A 19,804-nucleotide genomic window follows, 5' to 3' on the forward strand; every position below is an offset into this window, starting at 1 on the left:
CTCGTGGTCCGGGGTCTCGTCAGACGATACGGACGAGGATCTCCGAGTGGCCGGCGCGAACGATGTCGCCGTCGGCCAACTGCCAGTCCTGGACCGGCGCACTGTTGACCGTCGTTCCGTTCGTGGAACCCAGATCCGACAGCATGGCTACGCGGCCGTCCCACCGGATCTCGAAGTGACGACGCGAGACGCCCGTGTCGGGAAGTCGGAACTGCGCATCCTGGCCGCGCCCGACGACGTTCCCACCCTCGCGCAGCTGGTAGTGACGGCCACTGCCGTCCTCGAGCTGGAGCGTCGCGGACAGTCCGCGCTGCGCATTCGGGCGGTCGTAGTCGTCACCGTCGTCGGCGAGCGGCTGCTGGTATCCCTGCGTGGGCGGCTGGTCGTATGCCGGAGCCGCCGCGGCTGCACCGTAGGCACGCGCGTCGGGGGTCGGTCGTCCGTAGCCACCGTCGTCGTAGCTCCGCTGGCCGTACGCCGGCTGGTCGTAGCCGGCCTGGTCACGACCGGACTGGCCGTATCCACCCTGCTGTCCGTAGCCCTGCTGATCGCGGTACGCCTGCGGCTCGTAGCCACCGGCACCCTGATCCTGCTCGCGACCACGCTGGTCGTACCCGGCCTGGTTGTACCCGCGCTGGTCGTAGCCGCCCTGGTCATAGCCGCCCTGGTTGTAGCCGCGCTGGTCGTAACCCTGCTGGTCGTAACCCTGCTGGTCGTACCCCGCCTGGTTGTAGCCGCGCTGGTCGTACCCGCGCTGGTCGTAGCCCTGCTGGTCGTTGTCGGGCTGGTCGTAGCCCTGCTGACCGTAGCCGCGACGGTCGTACCCGCCCTGGTCCTGACCGCGCGGGTCCTGCGCCCGAGGATCGCCGTTCTGCTGGCCGTAGGCCTGACGGTCGTACGGCTGCTGGTCGTACGACTGACGCCCGTACCCACCCTGGTCGTAGCGGACCTGCTCCCGCGGATCCCCGGCCGGCTGTCCGTAGCCGCGGTCCTGCTCGGGGTAGTCCTGGTACGCCCGCGGAGGACGGACTCTGTTCTCGGCCGACGGGTCGACACCGCGAGGTGCCTCCGACGGGTAGGCACTGCCGTTCCGTGGTGCGCGTGACGCGACACCGGACGCGGGCCGCTGGCCTTCGTGGTCGGGCTCGTCGCCCTGGTTCTGAGTCCCTGAGTTCTGGGTCATGGGGCCGGCTCCTGATATCGACGACGGTTGGGCTGTGCCTGAGGTGAGTTTCGGTGGGTCTGGCTGATCGACGTCCGGATCGACGGTGGCCGATGTGCGGAACTGCCCGGTGTGCAGCGTCGAGGACGGTGCGAACCGGACGACCACCTTGCCGTAGGTCTGCCATCCCTGTTCGGTGATGAAGTCCTGGAGGTGTCGGGAGAACGCCTTGGTGGTCAGGTCGTGGTCGGACGCCAACTGTTCGTGATCGGAGTCGCTGATGGCGATCACGTACGCGTTGGGTGCCAGGAGGTGCCCGCCGTCCAAGGTGCGGACGGACGCGGTGGCTTCCTGTTGCAGGGCCGCCTCGACCTCCTGCGGGACGACACCGCCGCCGAACACTCTGGCGAAGGCGTCTCCGACAGCGCTCTGCAGCTTTCTCTCGAAACGCTGGACAACTCCCATGACACCCTCCTCGTCTCGCCTCGGTCGATCACGCGTCGTCGCACGACACGGGGCGCGTCACATCATCGGGAGTACCCGATCACGTGACGCTCCGAACGTCCTCCGAACGCCCACCACTGTGCGGGTGGTCGGTGGCGCGTGTCCTACCGCCGTGCGACTGCTGATCCATGCTATACGGCCGGAACCGAGTTTCCGCCCCGGCTCGGGCCCGGAACTCGGTCGGGAGGTATGGATTTCGGTCGGCGAGACAGGTCGTGTTAGCCTCGTTCCCGTCGCTCGGGCGAGTGGCGGAATGGCAGACGCGCTGGCTTCAGGTGCCAGTGTCCTTCGGGACGTGGGGGTTCAAGTCCCCCTTCGCCCACCACACTGGCCGTAGTCGAGATCACTCGCTACGGCCAGTAGTTTCTTTGCCAGGTATTCTGGTAGCGAATTCGAAGTTCACCGCGCAGCGTCGCGCGGACATCGCGTGATCTCGTCGACATCGACGACAGTATCTGCAGGTCGGCGCAACATGAGGATGCCCTGATTTGTGGATTTGCCGGGGTGCTGACTTATCGTTCTGCTGAGGGGCCGACCCACAACAGTCGCCCCTGCCCGAAAACACTCGGCTATCGCCTCGGAACAGATCGTCCACCAGGAGTAGCCGGAGCCCCATCGGAGTGCGTGGTTCAACGGCGAACCCGCTCTCGCATCGCCCCGCGGTGGCTCGTTCTCTTCTCGAACGAGGTCGAATCTCCGCGGATCTTGGCTCGACTCGTCAGTTAGGCAAGACACATGCAGCTTCCCGGTCACCGGTACCCATCAGCTCGAGGCCTCTACGACCCGGCGAACGAACACGACTCCTGTGGTGTCGCGTTCGTGGTCGACATGCACGGACGTCGTAGTAGGGACATCGTCGACAAGGCGATCACCGCGCTGATCAACCTCGAACACCGCGGCGCTGCGGGCGCAGAACCCAACACCGGTGACGGTGCCGGCATCCTGATCCAGGTTCCGGACAAGTTCTACCGCGCCGTCGTCGACTTCGAGCTGCCGCCGGAGGGTTTCTACGCCACCGGCATCGCCTTCCTCCCGCAGGCACGTGTCGCGTCCGAGGAAGCCTGCGCCGGAGTCGAGCGCGTCGTCGTCGAAGAAGGCCTCGACGTTCTGGGGTGGCGCGACATCGACACCGACGACGCGTCGCTCGGTGCCCTGGCCCGCGATGCCATGCCGACCTTCCGCCAGCTGTTCGTGGCATCGCCCGACCGTTCCCTCTCGGGAATCGATCTCGAGCGGCGAGCCTTCGTCGTGCGCAAGCGCGTCGAGCACGAGCTCGGCCTCGAGGGCCCGGGCAAGGACGGCCCCGGCCGCGAAAGTGTCTACTTCCCGTCGCTGTCTCCGTCGACCATCGTCTACAAGGGCATGTTGACGACGCCGCAGCTGCGTGGCTTCTACCTCGACCTGCAGGACGACCGGGTCGAGAGCGCGTTGGGCCTGGTGCACTCGCGTTTCTCCACCAACACGTTCCCCTCGTGGCCGCTGGCGCACCCGTTCCGCCGTGTCGCGCACAACGGTGAGATCAACACCGTCACCGGCAACGAGAACTGGATGCACGCCCGCGAGGCGCTCATCGAGTCGGACGTCTTCGGTGGCCCCGAGAAGCTCGAGAAGATCTTCCCCGTCAACACGCACGGAGCATCGGACACGGCCCGCTTCGACGAGGTGCTCGAGTTCCTGCACCTCGGCGGACGCAGCCTGCCGCATGCCGTGCTGATGATGATCCCCGAGGCGTGGGAGCACCACGACAAGATGGATCCCGCCCGCCGGGCGTTCTACCAGTACCACTCCACTCTCATGGAGCCGTGGGACGGACCGGCCTCGGTGTGCTTCACCGACGGCACGGTCATCGGTGCGGTCCTCGACCGCAACGGCCTGCGCCCCAGCCGCCTGTGGGTCACCGACGACGGCCTGGTCATCATGGCGTCCGAGGTCGGCGTGCTGGACATCGAGCCGTCGAAGATCGTGCGCAAGGTCCGCCTGCAGCCCGGCCGGATGTTCCTCGTGGACACCGCGCAGGGCCGGATCGTCAGCGACGACGAGATCAAGGACGAGCTGGCTGCGGAACATCCGTACCAGGAGTGGCTCGACGAGGGCCTCATCAGCATCGACGAGCTGCCCGAGCGCCCGCACGTCCACATGACGCACGACCGTGTGCTGATCCGTCAGCAGATCTTCGGGTACACCACCGAGGAGCTGAACATGCTCGTCGCGCCGATGGCGAAGGCGGGTGCCGAGGCGATCGGGTCGATGGGAACCGACACTCCCGTCGCCGTGTTGTCGAACCGTCCCCGCATGCTGTTCGACTACTTCTCGCAGCTCTTCGCGCAGGTGACCAACCCGCCGCTCGACGCTATCCGCGAGGAAGTGGTCACCAGCCTGGGCGGAACCATCGGTCCCGAGCGGGATCTGCTGCAGCCCACTGCCGAAGCGTGCCGTCAGATCGTTCTCACGTCACCGATCCTGCACAACGATCAGTTGTCGAAGTTGGTGCACATCAACGACGACGGTCTGCAGGACGGACTCCGCTCCGTCGTCGTCCGCGGCCTCTACCCGGTGGCGGAAGGTGGTGAGGGACTTCGTCGTTCGCTCGAGATCATCCGTTCGCAGGTGTCCGCAGCCATCGCCGGCGGCGCACGCATCGTCATCCTGAGCGACCGTGAGTCGAGCGAGAAGTTGGCGCCGATCCCGTCGCTGCTGCTGACCTCGGCCGTGCACCACCACATGATCCGCGAGAAGACCCGGACCAAGGTCGGTCTCATCGTCGAAGCGGGTGATGCTCGCGAGGTGCACCACATGGCGACGCTCGTCGGATTCGGTGCGGCAGCGGTGAACCCCTACATGGCGTTCGAGTCGATCGAGGACATGATCGACCGCGGCAACCTGCAGGACATCGACTACGACACCGCGGTGAAGAACTACATCAAGGCGGCCGGCAAGGGCGTCCTGAAGGTCATGTCGAAGATGGGTATCTCGACGCTGGCGTCGTACACCGGCGCCCAGCTGTTCCAGGTCATCGGCCTGTCGCAGGAACTCGTCGACGAGTACTTCTACGGCATCGCGTCGCCCCTGGGCGGGATCGACCTCGACCAGATCGCCGCCGATGTGTCCGTGCGACACGGAGTCGCCTACCTGGACAACAAGTTCGAGCGCGCGCACCGCGAGCTCGAGACCGGTGGCGAGTACCAGTGGCGTCGTGAAGGCGAGTACCACCTGTTCAACCCGGACACCGTCTTCAAGCTGCAGCACGCCACCCGCACAGGCCAGTACTCCGTGTTCAAGGAGTACACCCGGATGGTCGACGACCAGTCGGAGCGTCTGGCGTCGCTGCGCGGGTTGTTCCGCTTCAAGACCGAGGGTCGCACCGCGATCTCGATCGACGAGGTGGAGTCGGCGCGCGAGATCGTCAAGCGTTTCTCCACCGGCGCGATGAGCTACGGCTCGATCTCGGCGGAGGCGCACGAGACTCTGGCCATCGCGATGAACCGTCTCGGCGGACGCTCGAACTCGGGTGAGGGCGGCGAGGACGTCGCGCGCTTCACGCCCGACGAGAACGGCGATTCCCGTCGGTCGGCCGTCAAGCAGGTCGCGTCGGGACGATTCGGTGTCACGTCGAACTACCTGACCAACTGCACGGACATCCAGATCAAGATGGCCCAGGGTGCGAAACCGGGTGAGGGCGGCCAGCTTCCGGCTCACAAGGTGTACCCGTGGGTCGCCGAGGTCCGGCACTCCACGCCGGGGGTGGGGCTCATCTCACCGCCGCCGCACCACGACATCTACTCGATCGAGGATCTCGCTCAGCTGATCCACGACCTGAAGAATGCCAACCCGCAGGCTCGCATCCACGTGAAGCTGGTCTCCGAGGTCGGCGTCGGAACGGTCGCCGCCGGTGTGTCCAAGGCACACGCGGACGTCGTGCTGATCTCCGGCCACGACGGCGGGACGGGTGCCACGCCGCTGACCTCGGTCAAGCACGCGGGCGCTCCGTGGGAGCTCGGCCTGGCCGAAACCCAGCAGACGCTGCTCCTCAACGGTCTCCGTGACCGCATCGTGGTGCAGGTGGACGGTCAGCTCAAGACCGGCCGCGACGTCATGGTCGCTGCTCTGCTCGGCGGCGAGGAGTTCGGTTTCGCCACTGCGCCGCTGGTGGTCTCGGGCTGCATCATGATGCGTGTGTGTCACCTGGACACCTGCCCCGTGGGTGTCGCGACGCAGAACCCGGTGCTGCGCAAGCGGTTCGCCGGCCAGCCCGAGTTCGTGGAGAACTTCTTCCTCTACATCGCCGAGGAGGTCCGCGAGCTGCTCGCGGAGTTCGGTTTCCGCACGCTCGACGAGGCCATCGGTCAGGTCGCGCTGCTGGACACCACGGCCGCCAAGGAGCACTGGAAGGCGTCGAAGCTCGACCTGTCGCCGATCCTCGACGTCGCCGAGTCCGCGTTCATGAACCAGGACCTGTACTGCACGGGCACCCAGGATCACTCGTTGGACAAGGCGCTGGACCAGCAGCTCATCGTCCAGAGCCGCGACGCTCTGGACAAGGGCGAGAAGGTCGAATTCGCCACGCGGATCACCAACGTGAACCGCACCGTGGGCACGATGCTGGGTCACGAGGTGACCAAGGCGTACGGCGCCGACGGTCTGCCGCAGAACACGATCGACATCACGTTCACCGGTTCGGCCGGCAACAGCTTCGGTGCGTTCGTGCCGAAGGGGATGACGCTCCGGCTCGAGGGCGACGCCAACGACTTCGTCGGCAAGGGCCTGTCCGGTGGTCGACTGATCGTCCGCCCCTCGCGGGATGCGAACTCCGATTTCGTCGCGGAGAACAACATCATCGCGGGCAACGTGATCCTGTTCGGCGCCACCGAGGGCGAGGCTCTGATCCGCGGCGTCGTCGGTGAGCGTTTCGCCGTCCGCAACTCGGGTGCCGTCGCGGTGGTCGAGGGTGTCGGTGACCACGGGTGCGAGTACATGACCGGTGGCAAGGTCGTGATCCTCGGTGAGACGGGCCGCAACTTCGGCGCCGGCATGTCCGGTGGCGTGGCGTTCGTCTTCGACCCGAACTCGACGTTCGAGGACAACCTCAACACCGAGCTCGTGGACATCGAGGATCTCGAGGGTGACGAATTCGCGTGGCTCAAGGACGCGATCACTCGTCATCGCGACGAGACCGGGTCCGAGGTTGCCGAGCGCATCCTCGCGGACTGGTCCCAGCAGGTGAATCACTTCGTGAAGGTGATGCCGCGCGACTACAAGAAGGTACTGCTCGCGATCTCCGAGGCCGAGAAGAACGGCGCGGACGTGGACGAGGCGATCATGGAGGCAGCTCGTGGGTGACCCGCAAGGATTTCTGAAGAACACGTCACGAGAGCTGCCGAAGCGGCGTCCCGTGGACCTGCGCCTGATGGACTGGAAGGAGGTGTACGAGGACTTCTCCGCGGACACCCTCCGCACCCAGGCCAGTCGGTGCATGGACTGCGGTATTCCCTTCTGCCACAACGGTTGTCCCCTGGGGAATCTGATTCCCGAGTGGAACGACCTGGTCTACAAGGACCGGTGGCGCGAGAGCATCGATCGTCTGCACGCGACGAACAACTTCCCCGAGTTCACGGGTCGGCTGTGCCCGGCTCCGTGTGAGGCATCGTGCGTCCTGGGCATCAACCAGGACCCGGTGACCATCAAGCAGGTCGAGGTCGAGATCATCGACCGCGCCTTCGACGAGGGCTGGGTCCAGCCCGTCTACCCGACGTACCTGACGGGCAAGAAGGTCGCCGTCGTCGGCTCGGGTCCCGCGGGACTCGCTGCCGCACAGCAGCTCACGCGCGCCGGTCACACGGTGACCGTGTTCGAGCGGGCGGACCGTATCGGTGGCCTGCTCCGCTACGGCATCCCCGAGTTCAAGATGGAGAAGCGCCACATCGATCGCCGGTTGGCGCAGATGGAAGCCGAAGGCACCATCTTCCGCACCGGCGTCAACGTGGGTGTCGACATCACCGCCGAGGAGTTGCGCGCCGAATTCGACTCGGTCGTTCTCTCCGGTGGAGCCACCAAGGCTCGCGATCTCGAGGTGCCCGGCCGCGAGTACGGCGGAATCCACCAGGCAATGGAATTCCTGCCGTGGGCGAACCGAGTGCAGCTCGGTGACGACGTGGTGGACGACTACGGTCAGCCGCCCATCAGCGCCAAGGGCAAGAAGGTCATCATCATCGGTGGCGGCGACACCGGCGCGGACTGCCTCGGTACATCGCACCGCCAGGGTGCCGCGAGCGTGCACCAGTTCGAGATCATGCCGCGACCGCCCGAGGAGCGCGCCGGATCCACACCGTGGCCGACGTACCCGTTGGTCTACCGCGTGTCCTCGGCTCACGAGGAGGGCGGCGAACGCGTCTTCTCCGTCAACACCGAGCGCTTCACCGGTGAGAACGGTTACGTCACCGGACTCGACGCGCACGAGGTCGAGTTCAAGGACGGTCGCTTCGCCAAGGTCGAGGGCTCCGACTTCCATCTCGAGGCCGACATCGTCTTCCTCGCCATGGGATTCGTCGGACCCGAGCAGCCGGGACTGCTCACCGATCTCGGTGTCGACCTGAACGAGCGTGGCAACGTCGCCCGCACCGATCAGTGGAACACCAACGTCGAAGGCGTGTTCGTGGCCGGAGACATGGGTCGCGGTCAGTCGCTCATCGTGTGGGCCATCGCCGAGGGCCGTTCCTGCGCCTCGGCGGTCGACACCTTCCTGATGGGTAAGACGGCACTTCCGGCGCCGATCGTCCCGACGCAGGCGCCCCAGCGCTGACGGAGTTCACACTCCCGAACGACCACGACACCCCCTGCAGCGACGCTGCAGGGGGTGTCATCGTGTGAGCGTCAGCGTGATCGGCGGAACAATGCCGCAGCGGCTGCCCCGGCGATCAGCAGGATGACGACCGTGGCGCCGGAGGCTGCGACGATGCCGTCGACGTACGCCTCGCGTGCGCGACCGGCGAGGTCGGCACCGAGGTCGGGATCGAGTTGCCGTGCGTCCGACAGGGTGGCGGCGAGGGTGCCGTCGCCGGCCGCATCGGCGGGACCCAACACGATGCGGTACGTGGCGACGCTGATGGATCCGAGCACCGCGATGCCCAGTGCGCCACCGAGTTCGGCGCCCGTCTCCGACACCGCGCCGGCCGCGCCCGCCTTCTCCGGGGCCGCGGTGGCCAGCACCCGATCGGACCCGAAGGTGGTTCCGGTACCGACCCCGACCGCGGCGATCACCATGCCGCACAGCAGGATCGCCAACGTCGCACCCGACCCGACACTCGACGGGACCGCCACGAATCCGATGACGACCGCGCCCAGCACCATCACCGAGATGGCGCCGACCAGGATCACCGACGGTCGGCGGCGCTTCATGATCAGCGGCGCGCTCAGGGACGCGGCGGCCGTCGCTATCGCAGGGATCAGGGACCACAGGCCGGCCTCGAGGGTTCCGAGGCCCATGACGAGCTGGAGATACTGCGACAGCATCAGATTGAAGCCGGTGATGATGAAGACCGAGACCAGGATGACGATCACCGCGACCGAGAAGGCCGGGGTGCGGAACAGGTCGAACTCGATGACCGGGTGCGTGCTCGCGCGTTGACGTCGGACGAACCACCAGCCGACCAGGAGCCCCACCGCGAGCGCGGCGGCCACCTGCCAGTCGAGCCCGCTCTGCGCAGCGTGCTTGAGCGCGTACACGATTCCCAGCATGGCGACGATGGACGCTGCGACGGCGGGGAGATCGAAACGGCCCGGAGCGGGGTTCTTGGCTTCGGGGAGGATCAGCGGCGCCGCGATCAGCAGAACGATCATGATGGGGATGTTGATGAGGAAGACCGAACCCCACCAGAAGTATTCGAGCAGAGTGCCGGCGATGACGGGCCCGAACGATCCGCCTCCGGCGAATCCGGCGGTCCAGATGCCGATGGCGACGCCGCGCTGCACGGGGTCGACGAACAGTTTGCGCAACAACGACAGTGTCGACGGGGCCAGCGTCGCGCCGCCGACGCCCAGCAACACCCGGGACGCGATCAGTGCTTCGGGTGAGTGCGAGAACGCCGCGGCGACGGAGGCGATGCCGAAGACCAGCGAGCCGATCATCAGCAGTCTGCGGGTGCCGATGCGGTCACCGAGCGACCCCATCGTGACCAGGAGGCCGGCCAGCATGAAGCTGTAGATGTCGAGGATCCAGAGCTGCTGCGAACTGCTCGGCTGCAGATCCTCGGTCAGCGAGGGCAGCGCCAGGTAGAGCACCGACATGTCCATCGACACCAGGACGATCGGCACGACCAGCACCGCGAGACCCCACCACTCGCGACGCCCTGCCCGCTCGGTCGTGGTGTCGGTGTCGGTGCTGGACATGCGTGGTCCGTTCTTCGGTGCGTGTGGGGTACACCTTGATGGGAACACACGGACGGGGTCGACGGAGAATCGACGTCGTCGACGAGAGGGGTCGGACATGCAGGTCGCAGTACTGGGCATCGGAACGATGGGCGCGGGCATGGCGGGGTCGCTGCTCCGCGGCGGCCACGAGGTGACCGTCTGGAATCGCAACGCCGAGAAGGCGCGGCCCCTCGAGGAACAGGGTGCGACCGTCGCGTCGGATCCGCAGTCGTGTGTCGAGGGCGCCGACGTGGTCGTCACCATGTTGTTCGACGAAGCGGCCACGGCCGACACCGCGGAGAAGTTCCTCTCCGCCATGCGCCCCGACGCGGTGTGGCTGCAGAGCGCGACCGTCGGTCCGGCCGGGGCACGCCGCCTGGCAGACCTGGCTGCGGCGCGCGAGCGGGCTTTCGTCGACTGCCCGATGCTCGGAACCAAGGCGCCCGCGGAGTCGGGCAAGCTCACTGCCCTGATCTCGGGATCGGCAGAGACGATCGAGACCGTCCGGCCGGCACTGGAGTCGATGACGGTGAAGACGGTGACGGCGGGCAGTGAGCCGGGTAGCGCCAGCGCCCTGAAGCTGGCCTGCAACGCCATGGTGGCCACACTGACAGCGGCCACCGCACAATCCGTGGCGATGGCCTCCGAGCTGGGCCTCGACCCGGCTCTGGTGCTCGAGGCGCTCGACGGCGGGCCGGTGAACGCGCCGTACACCCAGTCCAAGGGGAAGGCCATGATTGCCGGTGACTTCACACCGTCGTTCGGAGTCGACGGCGTGGTCAAGGACGTGAGTCTGATGATCGACGCCGTTCCTCCGCGAACCGGCCGACTGCTCGAGGCGATCCGTAGCGCGTACGTCGACGCCGGCACCTCCGGGCATGGGGCGGACGACCTGTCGGCCGTCGTCACGGCGTTCGAGGCGGATCGGGAATCTCAGGACTGAATCGGGTACCACTCCGTACGTTGTGACCGATCATGTCCAGCGGTGCGACAAAAACACGATCATTGTCATCGACTCCGACTTGTGTTGTACTTCTGTCCGACAAGGAAGTCACCAGCGCAAGGCGGTTGCAGTCATGAGCGTTCTCGACAGGGTCCTCGACAAAGCTCGGGCGACGGTCCCGATGGACAAGCAGGTCCAGGGCCTGCGTCTGGCGCAGAAAGCCAAGAGGCTCGTGCTGGGGGAGCGCCAACCGACGTTCGTCGAGGACGTGATCCCTGACGTCGACGGGCTGGATCTGACCGAGATCGACGTCAGCAATCCCTTCCTGTACGGCCAGGGGAAGTACGACTCCTACTTCGCCCGCCTGCGGGACGAGGCACCGGTCCACTACCAGGCCCACAGCGCATTCGGGCCGTACTGGTCGGTCACCCGGTACGCCGACATCCTCGCGGTGGACAAGGACTTCGAGACGTTCTCGGCGGAGCCGCAGATCGTCATCGGTACGCCGCCGGAGGGCCTGGACGTCGAGATGTTCATCGCGATGGACCCGCCACGTCACGATCGACAGCGTGACGCGGTGCAGGGTGTCGTGAGCCCGCGGAATCTCGAGGAGATGGAAGGCCTCATCCGCTCACGCGTGCAGGAGGTGCTCGACGAGCTCCCGGTCGACGAGCCTTTCGACTGGGTCGACAAGGTGTCCATCGAGCTGACCTCCCGGATGCTCGCGACACTTCTCGACTTCCCGTACGAGCAGCGCCGCAAGCTCGTGTACTGGACCGAACTCGCAGCTGCCAGCGCCTCGGCCACCGGGGGCTCGAACGACATGGACGAGGTCTACCGGGGAGTGGCCGACATGGCGCGCAGCTTCAGCGAGTTGTGGCACGACAAGGCTGCGCGGCTCGCGGCGGGCGAGAAGCCGGGTTACGACCTCATCACCTTGATGCAGATGTCCGAGGACACCAAGAACTTGATCGAGCGGCCGATGGAGTTTCTCGGCAACCTGACCCTGCTCATCGTGGGCGGCAACGACACCACGCGGAACTCGATGACGGGCGGCGTGTACGCACTGAATCAGTTCCCGGATCAGTTCGATCGGCTGCGGGCGGACCACGGCCTTGTCCCGAAGCTCGTCAACGAGATCATCAGGTGGCAGACCCCGCTGGCACACATGCGTCGGATCGCGACCAAGGACACCGTGTTGAACGGCCAATTCATCCGCAAGGGCGACAAAGTTGTCATGTGGTACGCGTCGGCCAACCGTGACGAACGGACGTTCGAGAATGCCGACGACTTCGTCATCGACCGCCCTAATGCGCGCCAGCACCTGTCGTTCGGAATCGGCGTCCACCGATGCATGGGAAGCCGGCTGGCAGAGATGCAGCTCCGGATTCTCTGGGAGGAATTGCTCGCGCGGTTCGAGGACATCGAGGTGCTCGGTGAACCCGGATACCTGCAGTCGAACTTCGTCAGGGGCTACACCGAGATGATGGTGACCCTCACACCGATCGGTCGTCCGCCCCGGTCCGGTGCCCGTCGCCGCGACCGATCCGCCGCGCCGCGCCGCGCCCCCGCCGTCACCTCCGTCGGTGAGTTCACGGCCCGAGTCGCCGAGCGCCGTGAGGTGGCCGACGGGATCGTGGAACTCACGCTCACCGACCCGGCGGGCGCGACGTTGCCGTCCTGGACCGCCGGCGCCCATGTCGACCTCGTCCTCGACAACGGACTGGAACGGCAGTACTCGCTCTGCGGAAGTGTCGAGGACACGTCGTCGTGGACAGTCGCGGTTCTCCGCGAACCGAACGGCCGCGGCGGATCGGCGTACGTCCACGACACTCTCGTGGACGGTGCCACCGTGCGAGTGCGCGGCCCGCGCAACAACTTCCGACTCCTTCCGTCGCCGCGGTACCTGTTCATCGCCGGCGGAATCGGGATCACCCCGATCCTCCCGATGATCGACGCGGCCGAGGCGGTCGGCGCGGAATGGTCGTTGCTGTACGGCGGCAGATCCCGTGAGTCCATGGCGTTCCTCGACCGGCTCGAGGGTGATCCGCGGGTCACGGTCTGGCCGCAGGACGACAAGGGCCTGCTCGATCTGGCGTCCGCGCTCGGCACGCCGCTGCCGGACACCCTGGTCTACGCCTGCGGTCCCGGCGCGCTGCTCGACGCCGTGGAGGAACGGTGCGCGGCGTGGCCTGACGGCAGCCTCCACATCGAGCGTTTCGCAGCGAAGAAAGTCGAGCCGGCCGAGGGCGCACTCGACTCGTTCGAGGTGGAGTGTTCGCGTTCCGGCGTGACGGTGTCGGTACCTGCGGGTGTGTCCGTGTTCGACGCGGTCGAGAGAGCAGGCGTCGACGTGCTCGGGTCGTGCATGGAAGGTGTCTGCGGAACCTGCGAGGTCGACGTCCTCGCGGGCACGCCCGACCACCGGGATTCGATTCTGACCGCGTCGGAGCACGAGCGAGGCACCACGATGATGCCGTGCGTCTCACGATCACTGTCCGCGAAGCTGATCCTCGACATGTGAGGCTGCGTCGTCACACCAGGGCGGAGACGACGCGGCGGATGCGGGTGACCGCCTCGTCGATCGAGACGGTCGGCTGCAGAAGGTGACTGAGCGTGAGTCGGACCACTGTGTCCACCGTCGCCTCGGCAAGACCGCGGCTCTCGGTGATCACCTGCACCGCCTGTTCGAGCACGGCGTCGCTGCGCACGGTGAGCAGTCGGAGCAGCTCCGGGTCGTGACCCGGGGTCAGGACCGCCTTCAGCACGGTGTTGTCCTGGCCGTGTTCGAGGACGTACCGGACGCCGGCCGACAGACCGTCGACCACCGAGTCCGGCTGGGCGTCGAAGCTGTCGAGTACCCCGGCCATGAAACGCTCGACCTCGCGAGCGACGATCGCCTCGCCCAGTTCGGTCTTGGTACCGACCTCCTTGTAGAGGCTCTGGCGGGGGATGCCCGACCGTGTGGCTACCCGCGTCATCGACAGTCGATCCCACCCCTCCTCGACGATGATGGCGACACCGGCGTCGAGCAGGCGCTCCCTGCGGAGGGCGCGGAGTTCGTCGTAGAAGGCGGGTGCGTTCACCGTCTCAGCCTACGACACATCGCTTCTTACTGTTCTTCCCGAATACAGAACCGCCGTGGTTGTCCAGCTCCGTGACACCGGACGGGGCGAATCCCGACCGCCGCGTCTCCGGTCGCCGTACGTTCGGGTGGACCGATGAGGACTAGCGGAACGAGGAACGACATGAGCGATCTACACGTGGTGGCGACTATCCCGGTGACCGAGGGATTCGACGAGGTGCTGCAGGCGATGCGTGAGTTCGCCGTCCTCACGCGCGACGAGGACGGGTGCCTGGAGTACGACGTCTACACCTCGAACGCTGCGGCCGACACGATCGTGACCGTCGAGTTGTGGCGAGATCAGGCCGCGCTGGACGGGCACATGGCGTCGCCGCACATGGCCGACGTCATGGGTAAGCACGGCGCCAAGCTGGGGGCCCTCGCGATCCATCCGCTGACCCCCGCCTGACTCAGGCGTAGCGCGGTTCGTCCCGGTACGTCGATGCGTCGTCACCCGGTTCGGACCGCGCGACCACGGAGTACACCACTCCAGCGACCGCGAGCAGCGCGACCATGACCAGCACGGCGAGCCAGCCCGTGGAGTCCATGGAGTCGGCAGCGATGCGCTCCAGACCGGCGGCCAACCAGCCCACGGGCGTGAACGCCGCGGCCTTGCCGAAGATCGAACTGTCGGGCGAGGACACCAGTGCCCCACCGGCCAGAACCAGCTGGACCAGCAACAGGACGAAGTTGATGGACTGTCCGACGACGCGTCCGAAGGCCATCTGGACGGCTCCGGCCGCGGCGAGGAACGCCGCCGAGGACAGCAGCAGGAAGACGATGCCGCCGAGCAGCGAGCCGAAGCTCGGGCCGTCTCCGACGAACCAGTAGACGACACCGGCTGCCGCCGTGACAGCGACCGCTCCGATCACGGGCGCGAGACGCGCGATCCGGTCACGGCGGGTGAGCAGACGCATGAGGCTGACCGCAGCCGCGGCAGCAACCGCCACCAGCGCGGCGATCAGGTAGTAGCTGGACGTCGAGCTGCTCGAGACGACCATCGTCGTCTGCGTCCCGCCGTTGTCGTCCGTCGTCGTCGTGGTGGCCACGGCGTTCGCTGCGGGCAGCGAGGTCGTGGCCGTCTTCACGTTGGTCTGCAGGCTGGTGACGACACCCTGGATCGGCGCGATGCCGGTCGTGAGCTGGTCCGTGCCCGCCTTCAGCTGCTTGCCGCCGTCGTCGAGCTGGACGATGCCGTCGAGAAGCTGGTTCGAGCCGGTCGCCAACTGGTTGCTGCCGTCCACTGCCGTGGCGACGCCGGTGACGAACTCGCTCGACGGATCGTCGAGCTGGAAGGCGAGCAGCGCAGCGCCGTCACGCAGCTGGTTGATCTGGGAGATCGCGTCGGGACCTATGCCCTGGCGGTTCAGCTCGGCGATCAGGTCGCGCAGCTGCCGTGCGGCATCGGTCGTGATCGGGTTGTTCAGCGTCTCGATCGTGTTGGCCACATCGGCGATCGACGAGGTGACCTTTGCCTGCTTCTCACCCAGCGCGAGCAACGGCGTCGTCAACTGGTTCACGCCGCCGCTGATCTGCGACGCACCGTCACCGAGCTGCCCCACGCCGCCCTGGAGCTGCACCAGACCTGCTGCAAGCTGGGTGTTGCCGTCGGCGAGCTGGACGGTGCCGGTCCGCGCCTGGCCCAGCCCGTCGGACAGCTGCGTCACGCCGTCGGTCAGCAGCGGCGCCGAGTCGGTGAGCTGCGTCAGGCCACCGCTGAGGAGACTGAGTGGGAGCTGCGTCTGCGACAGCGCCGAGCGCGTCTTGGCCAGCGGATCCGCTGCCGCGGCGGTGCCACCGGTCTGATCACCCGAGTCGGTTCCTGCGTCGCTCGAGCTGGTGGACGACGACACCGGTTGGACGTCGCGTCCGCTGAGGGAGGCGAAGAGGCCGGCGATGATCAACGGGAGCGCGATCACCAGGATGACGATCACGGGCCGCGACAAGGTCGAGGCGAGACCGGATCGCTGAGCGCCGTGTGCAGTGGAAGAAGTCATGATGAGCCTCAGGCTAACGGGTGGACGACCGTGGTCGACACCGTGTGCGAGGCCGTCGACGCGTCCGTACTACCCGTGACCTGGCCGATTAAGAAGTCGGTGAGGATTTGCCGCGGTGCCGGGGGAGCAGATCCCACACGTGCGCCGTTTCGTTGATCGACGCTACCGTACGCCTTCCGCTGCGCGAGAACAGTATTCGGGTCACCGAGCAGTAGTCGATCGGGAAGGTCAACGGCATCTGCGTGCCCAGCAGGTGCTGCAGGTAGATGTTGATCACACCGCCGTGCGCGAACGCGGCGACCGTGTCGTCGTGATCGGCGTCGTCCGCGACGGTGGCGATGTCGGCCAGCACCCTCTCGGCGAAGGCGTCCGCGTCGACCGCGCTGGGGAGGTGTCCGGCCTTGATGCGCGCGAACTCGTCGGGGAACGCCTCACGTGCCTCCTCGATGGGCAGGTAGCCGGGGAAGTCACGGTCGTACTCCGCGAGCCCGTCGAACACGTCCACGGGCAGGCCGGTGTGCGCAGCGAGCGGTTCCGCGGTCTGCCTCGCCCGCAGTTGCGGGCTGCTGACGATGCGGGCCACCGGGTAGTGCAGCAGCCCCTGCGGCACCGTGGCCGCCTGCTCGTGGCCGAGGGACGAAAGCGACGGGTCGGCGTCGGCGTCGGAACGCACGGGGAGAGCGTGGCGGATCAGCAACAGTTGCACACCGGACACTGTCGCACGAGTTCAGTCACGACTGTCCAGTTCTGCCACCAGGCGCTTCGGCGCTGTCCTCCGATACGACATGTCCAGCAGCTCGGCGACCTCGTCCCAGTCCGGTCGGCCGATCGTGAGGTCGAGGCCCACCCACCCGCCGGCAGCGGTGTAGGCCGGCTCGAAGAATCGCTCGTCCCCGAGGAGGGCGGCTCGCTCGTCGGCGTCGGGAAGAATCTGCAGCGACCGGTCCCAGCGAGTGGACCGGTGCTCGCCCTTCACGGTGGCCCCGTAGATCGCGAAGACCTTGACGGTGTGGAAGTTCGGGCGTCCGTGAGACACCTTCTCGCCGGCACCCGGTAGCCGGAGGGCCAGCTCGCGCACTCGACTCAGCAGGGGATCACCGTCGTCGAATCGCACCGGATGCGCCATGACCGAGAAGACTAGGCGCTCGGGCGGTCGATCGACATCACGACGTGGTCGGTGGGGTCGATCGGGTTGTCCGGGGTCAGGTGGGCGTCGGCGACGCGTCGGAAACCGGCCTTCTCCAGCGCCCGCCACGAGGCGACGTTCCCGGCCGCCACCGGAACGACGATGCACGACGCGTCGGGATACGCACGCCAGGTATCGGCGGTGAACGCCGCGAGCATGCGGGTTCCGAGACCGTGCCCGACCATCTGCGGCTCGCCGATCAGATAGTCGACGGTGACGGCCTCCACGGGCACGGGCCAGTAGGGCGCCAGTTCGGTGACGTACTCGGGGTAGTCGTGCCAGCGAGCGCGCTGCAGCAGGCCGAACGCGGCGCCGTCCTCGAGGGCGAGGAAGTCCTCGGACGGTTCCTCACCCCGCGCCGACGCCCCGAAGTCGCGGGCGACCGCCTCGGCGGTGAACTCGTGGTTCCACCAGCGCGCCACGTGGGGACGGGACAGCCACTGCGCGAGCAGCGGAAAGTCGTCCTCGGTGACTCGCCGGAACGTCGGCATGTCAGCGCATGGACACGAGTTCGGTCACGTCGTCGTACGGCAGCTTCCCGTCGACCGTGGCCATGACCTGCATCCGGTTCAACAAAATGTAGCCGTCGTGGTTGTCGAGGAACGCCGTGTCGGCGGCGTCACGGCCGGTCGCGATGCGGACCAGGCTCTGGCGGGGAGCCAATCGGGTGGCGTCGACCACGCGCCACGCCCCGTCGACGTACGCCTCGGCGACGGCGTGGAAGTCCATCGGATCGCATCCGGGCGCGTACACCGCGACCAGCCTGGCGGGCACGGTCATCGCACGGAGCAGAGCCACGACGAGGTGCGTGTAGTCACGGCACACACCACTGCCGGCGAGGAGGGTGTCGGTGGCGCCGTCGATGGGGTCGCTGCTGCCGGGAACGTAGTTCAGGCGCCGACCGACCCACGCGGACACGCGTTCGAGCACGTCCGCGTCGGAGGTGTACTTACCGAATTCGGTGGCCGCGAATCCCAGGAACTTGTCCGACTCGCTGTAGCGACTGGGGCGAAGGTACGTCGACAGATCCCGCTCCACGACCGGTACAGGATCGGCGTCACCCTCGATCCTGGCGCGGTAGTCGACGATGAGAGTTCCACGGTCGCAATCGAATCGGTGGATGCGCCCGCCGGTCTCGGTGCGGATCACCGTCGGTGTGATGTCACGCCCGTCGAGACGGAACGACAGCGATTCGGTGACCGTCGTGCCCGGAAGTTCGGCCACGGCGATCTGGAACTCGAGGTTGCTGGGGTCGACGATCTGTACGTCGAGAAATGCCGATACGTCGCGCGTCACGATCGAATGATGCCATTGATCACGGGCGGAAGATCGCGCGGACGCAGTTGTCCTTCTTCTCCTTGAAAATCGCGTACCCGGCGGGCGATTCCTCCAGGGACATGTCGTGCGTGATCAGGAACGTCGGGTCCAGTTCGCCGGACTGCATGTGATCGAGCAGGGTGGGAACGTATCGCTGTCCGTGCTGCTGAGCGGAGCGCAGCGTGAGGCCCTTGTTCATGACCAGACCCATCGGAAATTTGTCGGTGACGCCGTAGACGCCGAGCACCGAGACGATGCCGCCTTTCCGTACCGTTCGGATGGCCTCACGGAGTGCGGTCGCTCGGTCCGACTCGAGCCGCAACGCCTGCTTGGCCTTGTCGTACACCTGCCCGACGCCCGTGCCGTGGCCTTCCATCCCGACCGCCTCGATCACTGCGTCGGGTCCGCGACCGCCGGTCATCTCCCGGATCTCGTCGGTGACGCTGTCCGTAGCGGAGTAGTCGACGGTGTCGGCACCGAACTCCTCACGCGCCATGGCGAGGCGTTCCGGGATCCGGTCGACGACGATGACGCGGCCCGCACCCATCAACTGGGCGCTGCGCGCAGCCATGAGTCCGACCCCGCCCGCACCCCACACGGCGACGGTCTCGCCGCCCGTGATCGAGCAGAAGTCCGCACCCATGTAGCCGGTCGGGATGGCGTCGGAGGCGAACAGTGCCTGCTCGTCGGTCACCCCGTCGGGAACCGTGAAGCAGTTCTGGTCGGCGAACGGCACGCGGATGTACTGCGCGTGCGACCCCTGATAGCCACCGAACGGATGCGTGTAGCCGTAGATACCGCCGGTGGGATAGCCCAGCAGCGGTCTCTGCAGGTCGGCATTCGGGTTGGTGGTGTCGCAGAGCGAGTACTGCTCGTGGTCGCAGTACCAGCAGTTGTTGCAGGCGATGAACGACGGCACCACCACCCGCGTGCCGACACTGGTGGCCGCCACCTCGGCCCCGACCTCGACGACCCGGCCCATGAATTCGTGGCCGATGACGTCACCCTCCCGCATGCCGGGGATATAGCCGCTCAGGAAGTGCAGGTCCGACCCGCAGGTCGTGGTGACCGACACCTCGATGATGGCGTCGTGCGGATTGACGATCACCGGATCATCGACCGTCTCGACGGACAACTGGTTCACACCGGTCCAGCAGAGTGCGCGCAC

14 protein-coding genes and 1 tRNA gene are annotated in these 19,804 nt (G+C 66.8%); 6 read left to right on the top strand and 9 right to left on the bottom strand.

Translation table 11 applies throughout. From position 1 onward, the window contains the following. Positions 1-19: 19 nt before the first annotated feature. On the bottom strand, positions 20-1,627 hold the full coding sequence (locus tag RU01_RS05400; RefSeq protein WP_042573489.1) for an FhaA domain-containing protein: 1,608 nt from the start codon (positions 1,625-1,627) through the stop codon (positions 20-22). Positions 1,628-1,905: 278 nt separating this feature from the next. Between RU01_RS05400 and RU01_RS05405 the strand changes: the two genes are divergently transcribed. The 3 genes from RU01_RS05405 to RU01_RS05415 all read left to right on the top strand — a co-directional run bounded on the left by RU01_RS05405 (position 1,906) and on the right by RU01_RS05415 (position 8,462). Further along, a tRNA-Leu gene (locus tag RU01_RS05405) sits at positions 1,906-1,991 on the top strand. Positions 1,992-2,401: 410 nt separating this feature from the next. After that, on the top strand, positions 2,402-7,003 hold the full coding sequence (gene gltB, locus RU01_RS05410) for a glutamate synthase large subunit (RefSeq protein ID WP_042573490.1): 4,602 nt from the start codon (positions 2,402-2,404) through the stop codon (positions 7,001-7,003). Next, on the top strand, positions 6,996-8,462 hold the full coding sequence (locus RU01_RS05415; RefSeq protein ID WP_042573491.1) for a glutamate synthase subunit beta: 1,467 nt from the start codon (positions 6,996-6,998) through the stop codon (positions 8,460-8,462). Before gltB ends, RU01_RS05415 begins: the two co-directional genes overlap by 8 nt. A gap of 71 nt (positions 8,463-8,533) precedes the next feature. Here RU01_RS05415 and RU01_RS05420 read toward each other — a convergent pair whose 3' ends face one another. Beyond that, a complete protein-coding gene (locus RU01_RS05420) occupies positions 8,534-10,048 on the bottom strand; it encodes an MFS transporter (RefSeq protein WP_042573492.1) in 1,515 nt (504 codons plus the stop codon). On the opposite strand from RU01_RS05420, the gene RU01_RS05425 reads away from it, so the two are divergent. Next, positions 10,047-11,012 (top strand): NAD(P)-dependent oxidoreductase, encoded by a 966-nt coding sequence (locus tag RU01_RS05425; protein ID WP_082042911.1) that lies wholly within the window; start codon positions 10,047-10,049, stop codon positions 11,010-11,012. The genes RU01_RS05420 and RU01_RS05425 overlap by 2 nt on opposite strands. 133 nt (positions 11,013-11,145) lie before the next feature. Further along, positions 11,146-13,536, top strand: coding sequence for a cytochrome P450/oxidoreductase (locus tag RU01_RS05430; RefSeq protein WP_042573494.1), 2,391 nt, complete (start codon positions 11,146-11,148; stop codon positions 13,534-13,536). Between the two features lie 10 nt (positions 13,537-13,546). Here RU01_RS05430 and RU01_RS05435 read toward each other — a convergent pair whose 3' ends face one another. Continuing rightward, complete coding sequence (locus tag RU01_RS05435) at positions 13,547-14,098, bottom strand: TetR family transcriptional regulator (protein WP_042573495.1); 552 nt, start codon at positions 14,096-14,098, stop codon at positions 13,547-13,549. 162 nt (positions 14,099-14,260) lie between these two features. On the opposite strand from RU01_RS05435, the gene RU01_RS05440 reads away from it, so the two are divergent. Continuing rightward, a complete protein-coding gene (locus tag RU01_RS05440; protein WP_042573496.1) occupies positions 14,261-14,545 on the top strand; it encodes a putative quinol monooxygenase in 285 nt (94 codons plus the stop codon). A 1-nt stretch (position 14,546) separates the two neighbouring features. Here RU01_RS05440 and RU01_RS05445 read toward each other — a convergent pair whose 3' ends face one another. From RU01_RS05445 to RU01_RS05470, 6 genes are all read right to left on the bottom strand, one after another. After that, positions 14,547-16,133, bottom strand: coding sequence for a hypothetical protein (locus RU01_RS05445; protein WP_042573497.1), 1,587 nt, complete (start codon positions 16,131-16,133; stop codon positions 14,547-14,549). A gap of 88 nt (positions 16,134-16,221) precedes the next feature. Then, a complete protein-coding gene (locus RU01_RS05450; RefSeq protein ID WP_042573566.1) occupies positions 16,222-16,839 on the bottom strand; it encodes a histidine phosphatase family protein in 618 nt (205 codons plus the stop codon). Between the two features lie 21 nt (positions 16,840-16,860). Continuing rightward, a complete protein-coding gene (locus RU01_RS05455; RefSeq protein WP_042573498.1) occupies positions 16,861-17,259 on the bottom strand; it encodes an MmcQ/YjbR family DNA-binding protein in 399 nt (132 codons plus the stop codon). Between the two features lie 11 nt (positions 17,260-17,270). Then, positions 17,271-17,810: a GNAT family N-acetyltransferase gene (locus tag RU01_RS05460; RefSeq protein ID WP_042573499.1), complete on the bottom strand. Its 540-nt coding sequence runs from the start codon at positions 17,808-17,810 to the stop codon at positions 17,271-17,273. A gap of 1 nt (position 17,811) precedes the next feature. After that, positions 17,812-18,615 carry a transglutaminase-like domain-containing protein gene (locus RU01_RS05465; protein ID WP_042573500.1) on the bottom strand — a complete coding sequence of 268 codons (804 nt, stop codon included), beginning with the start codon at positions 18,613-18,615 and terminating at the stop codon, positions 17,812-17,814. A gap of 19 nt (positions 18,616-18,634) precedes the next feature. After that, positions 18,635-19,804: a zinc-dependent alcohol dehydrogenase gene (locus RU01_RS05470; protein ID WP_042573501.1), complete on the bottom strand. Its 1,170-nt coding sequence runs from the start codon at positions 19,802-19,804 to the stop codon at positions 18,635-18,637.

It is taken from the genome of Rhodococcus sp. MEB064 (genome assembly GCF_000834565.1).
Classification (GTDB): Bacteria; Actinomycetota; Actinomycetes; order Mycobacteriales; family Mycobacteriaceae; genus Rhodococcoides.

What these genes read in the sequence shown, in the direction of transcription:
- RU01_RS05400 (WP_042573489.1), bottom strand. Translation starts at nt 1,627, where the DNA reads ATGGGAGTTGTCCAGCGTTTCGAGAGAAAGCTGCAGAGCGCTGTCGGA.
- gltB (WP_042573490.1), top strand. Translation starts at nt 2,402, where the DNA reads ATGCAGCTTCCCGGTCACCGGTACCCATCAGCTCGAGGCCTCTACGAC.
- RU01_RS05425 (WP_082042911.1), top strand. Translation starts at nt 10,047, where the DNA reads ATGCGTGGTCCGTTCTTCGGTGCGTGTGGGGTACACCTTGATGGGAAC.
- RU01_RS05420 (WP_042573492.1), bottom strand. Translation starts at nt 10,048, where the DNA reads ATGTCCAGCACCGACACCGACACCACGACCGAGCGGGCAGGGCGTCGC.
- RU01_RS05430 (WP_042573494.1), top strand. Translation starts at nt 11,146, where the DNA reads ATGAGCGTTCTCGACAGGGTCCTCGACAAAGCTCGGGCGACGGTCCCG.
- RU01_RS05440 (WP_042573496.1), top strand. Translation starts at nt 14,261, where the DNA reads ATGAGCGATCTACACGTGGTGGCGACTATCCCGGTGACCGAGGGATTC.
- RU01_RS05445 (WP_042573497.1), bottom strand. Translation starts at nt 16,133, where the DNA reads ATGACTTCTTCCACTGCACACGGCGCTCAGCGATCCGGTCTCGCCTCG.
- RU01_RS05455 (WP_042573498.1), bottom strand. Translation starts at nt 17,259, where the DNA reads ATGGCGCATCCGGTGCGATTCGACGACGGTGATCCCCTGCTGAGTCGA.
- RU01_RS05460 (WP_042573499.1), bottom strand. Translation starts at nt 17,810, where the DNA reads ATGCCGACGTTCCGGCGAGTCACCGAGGACGACTTTCCGCTGCTCGCG.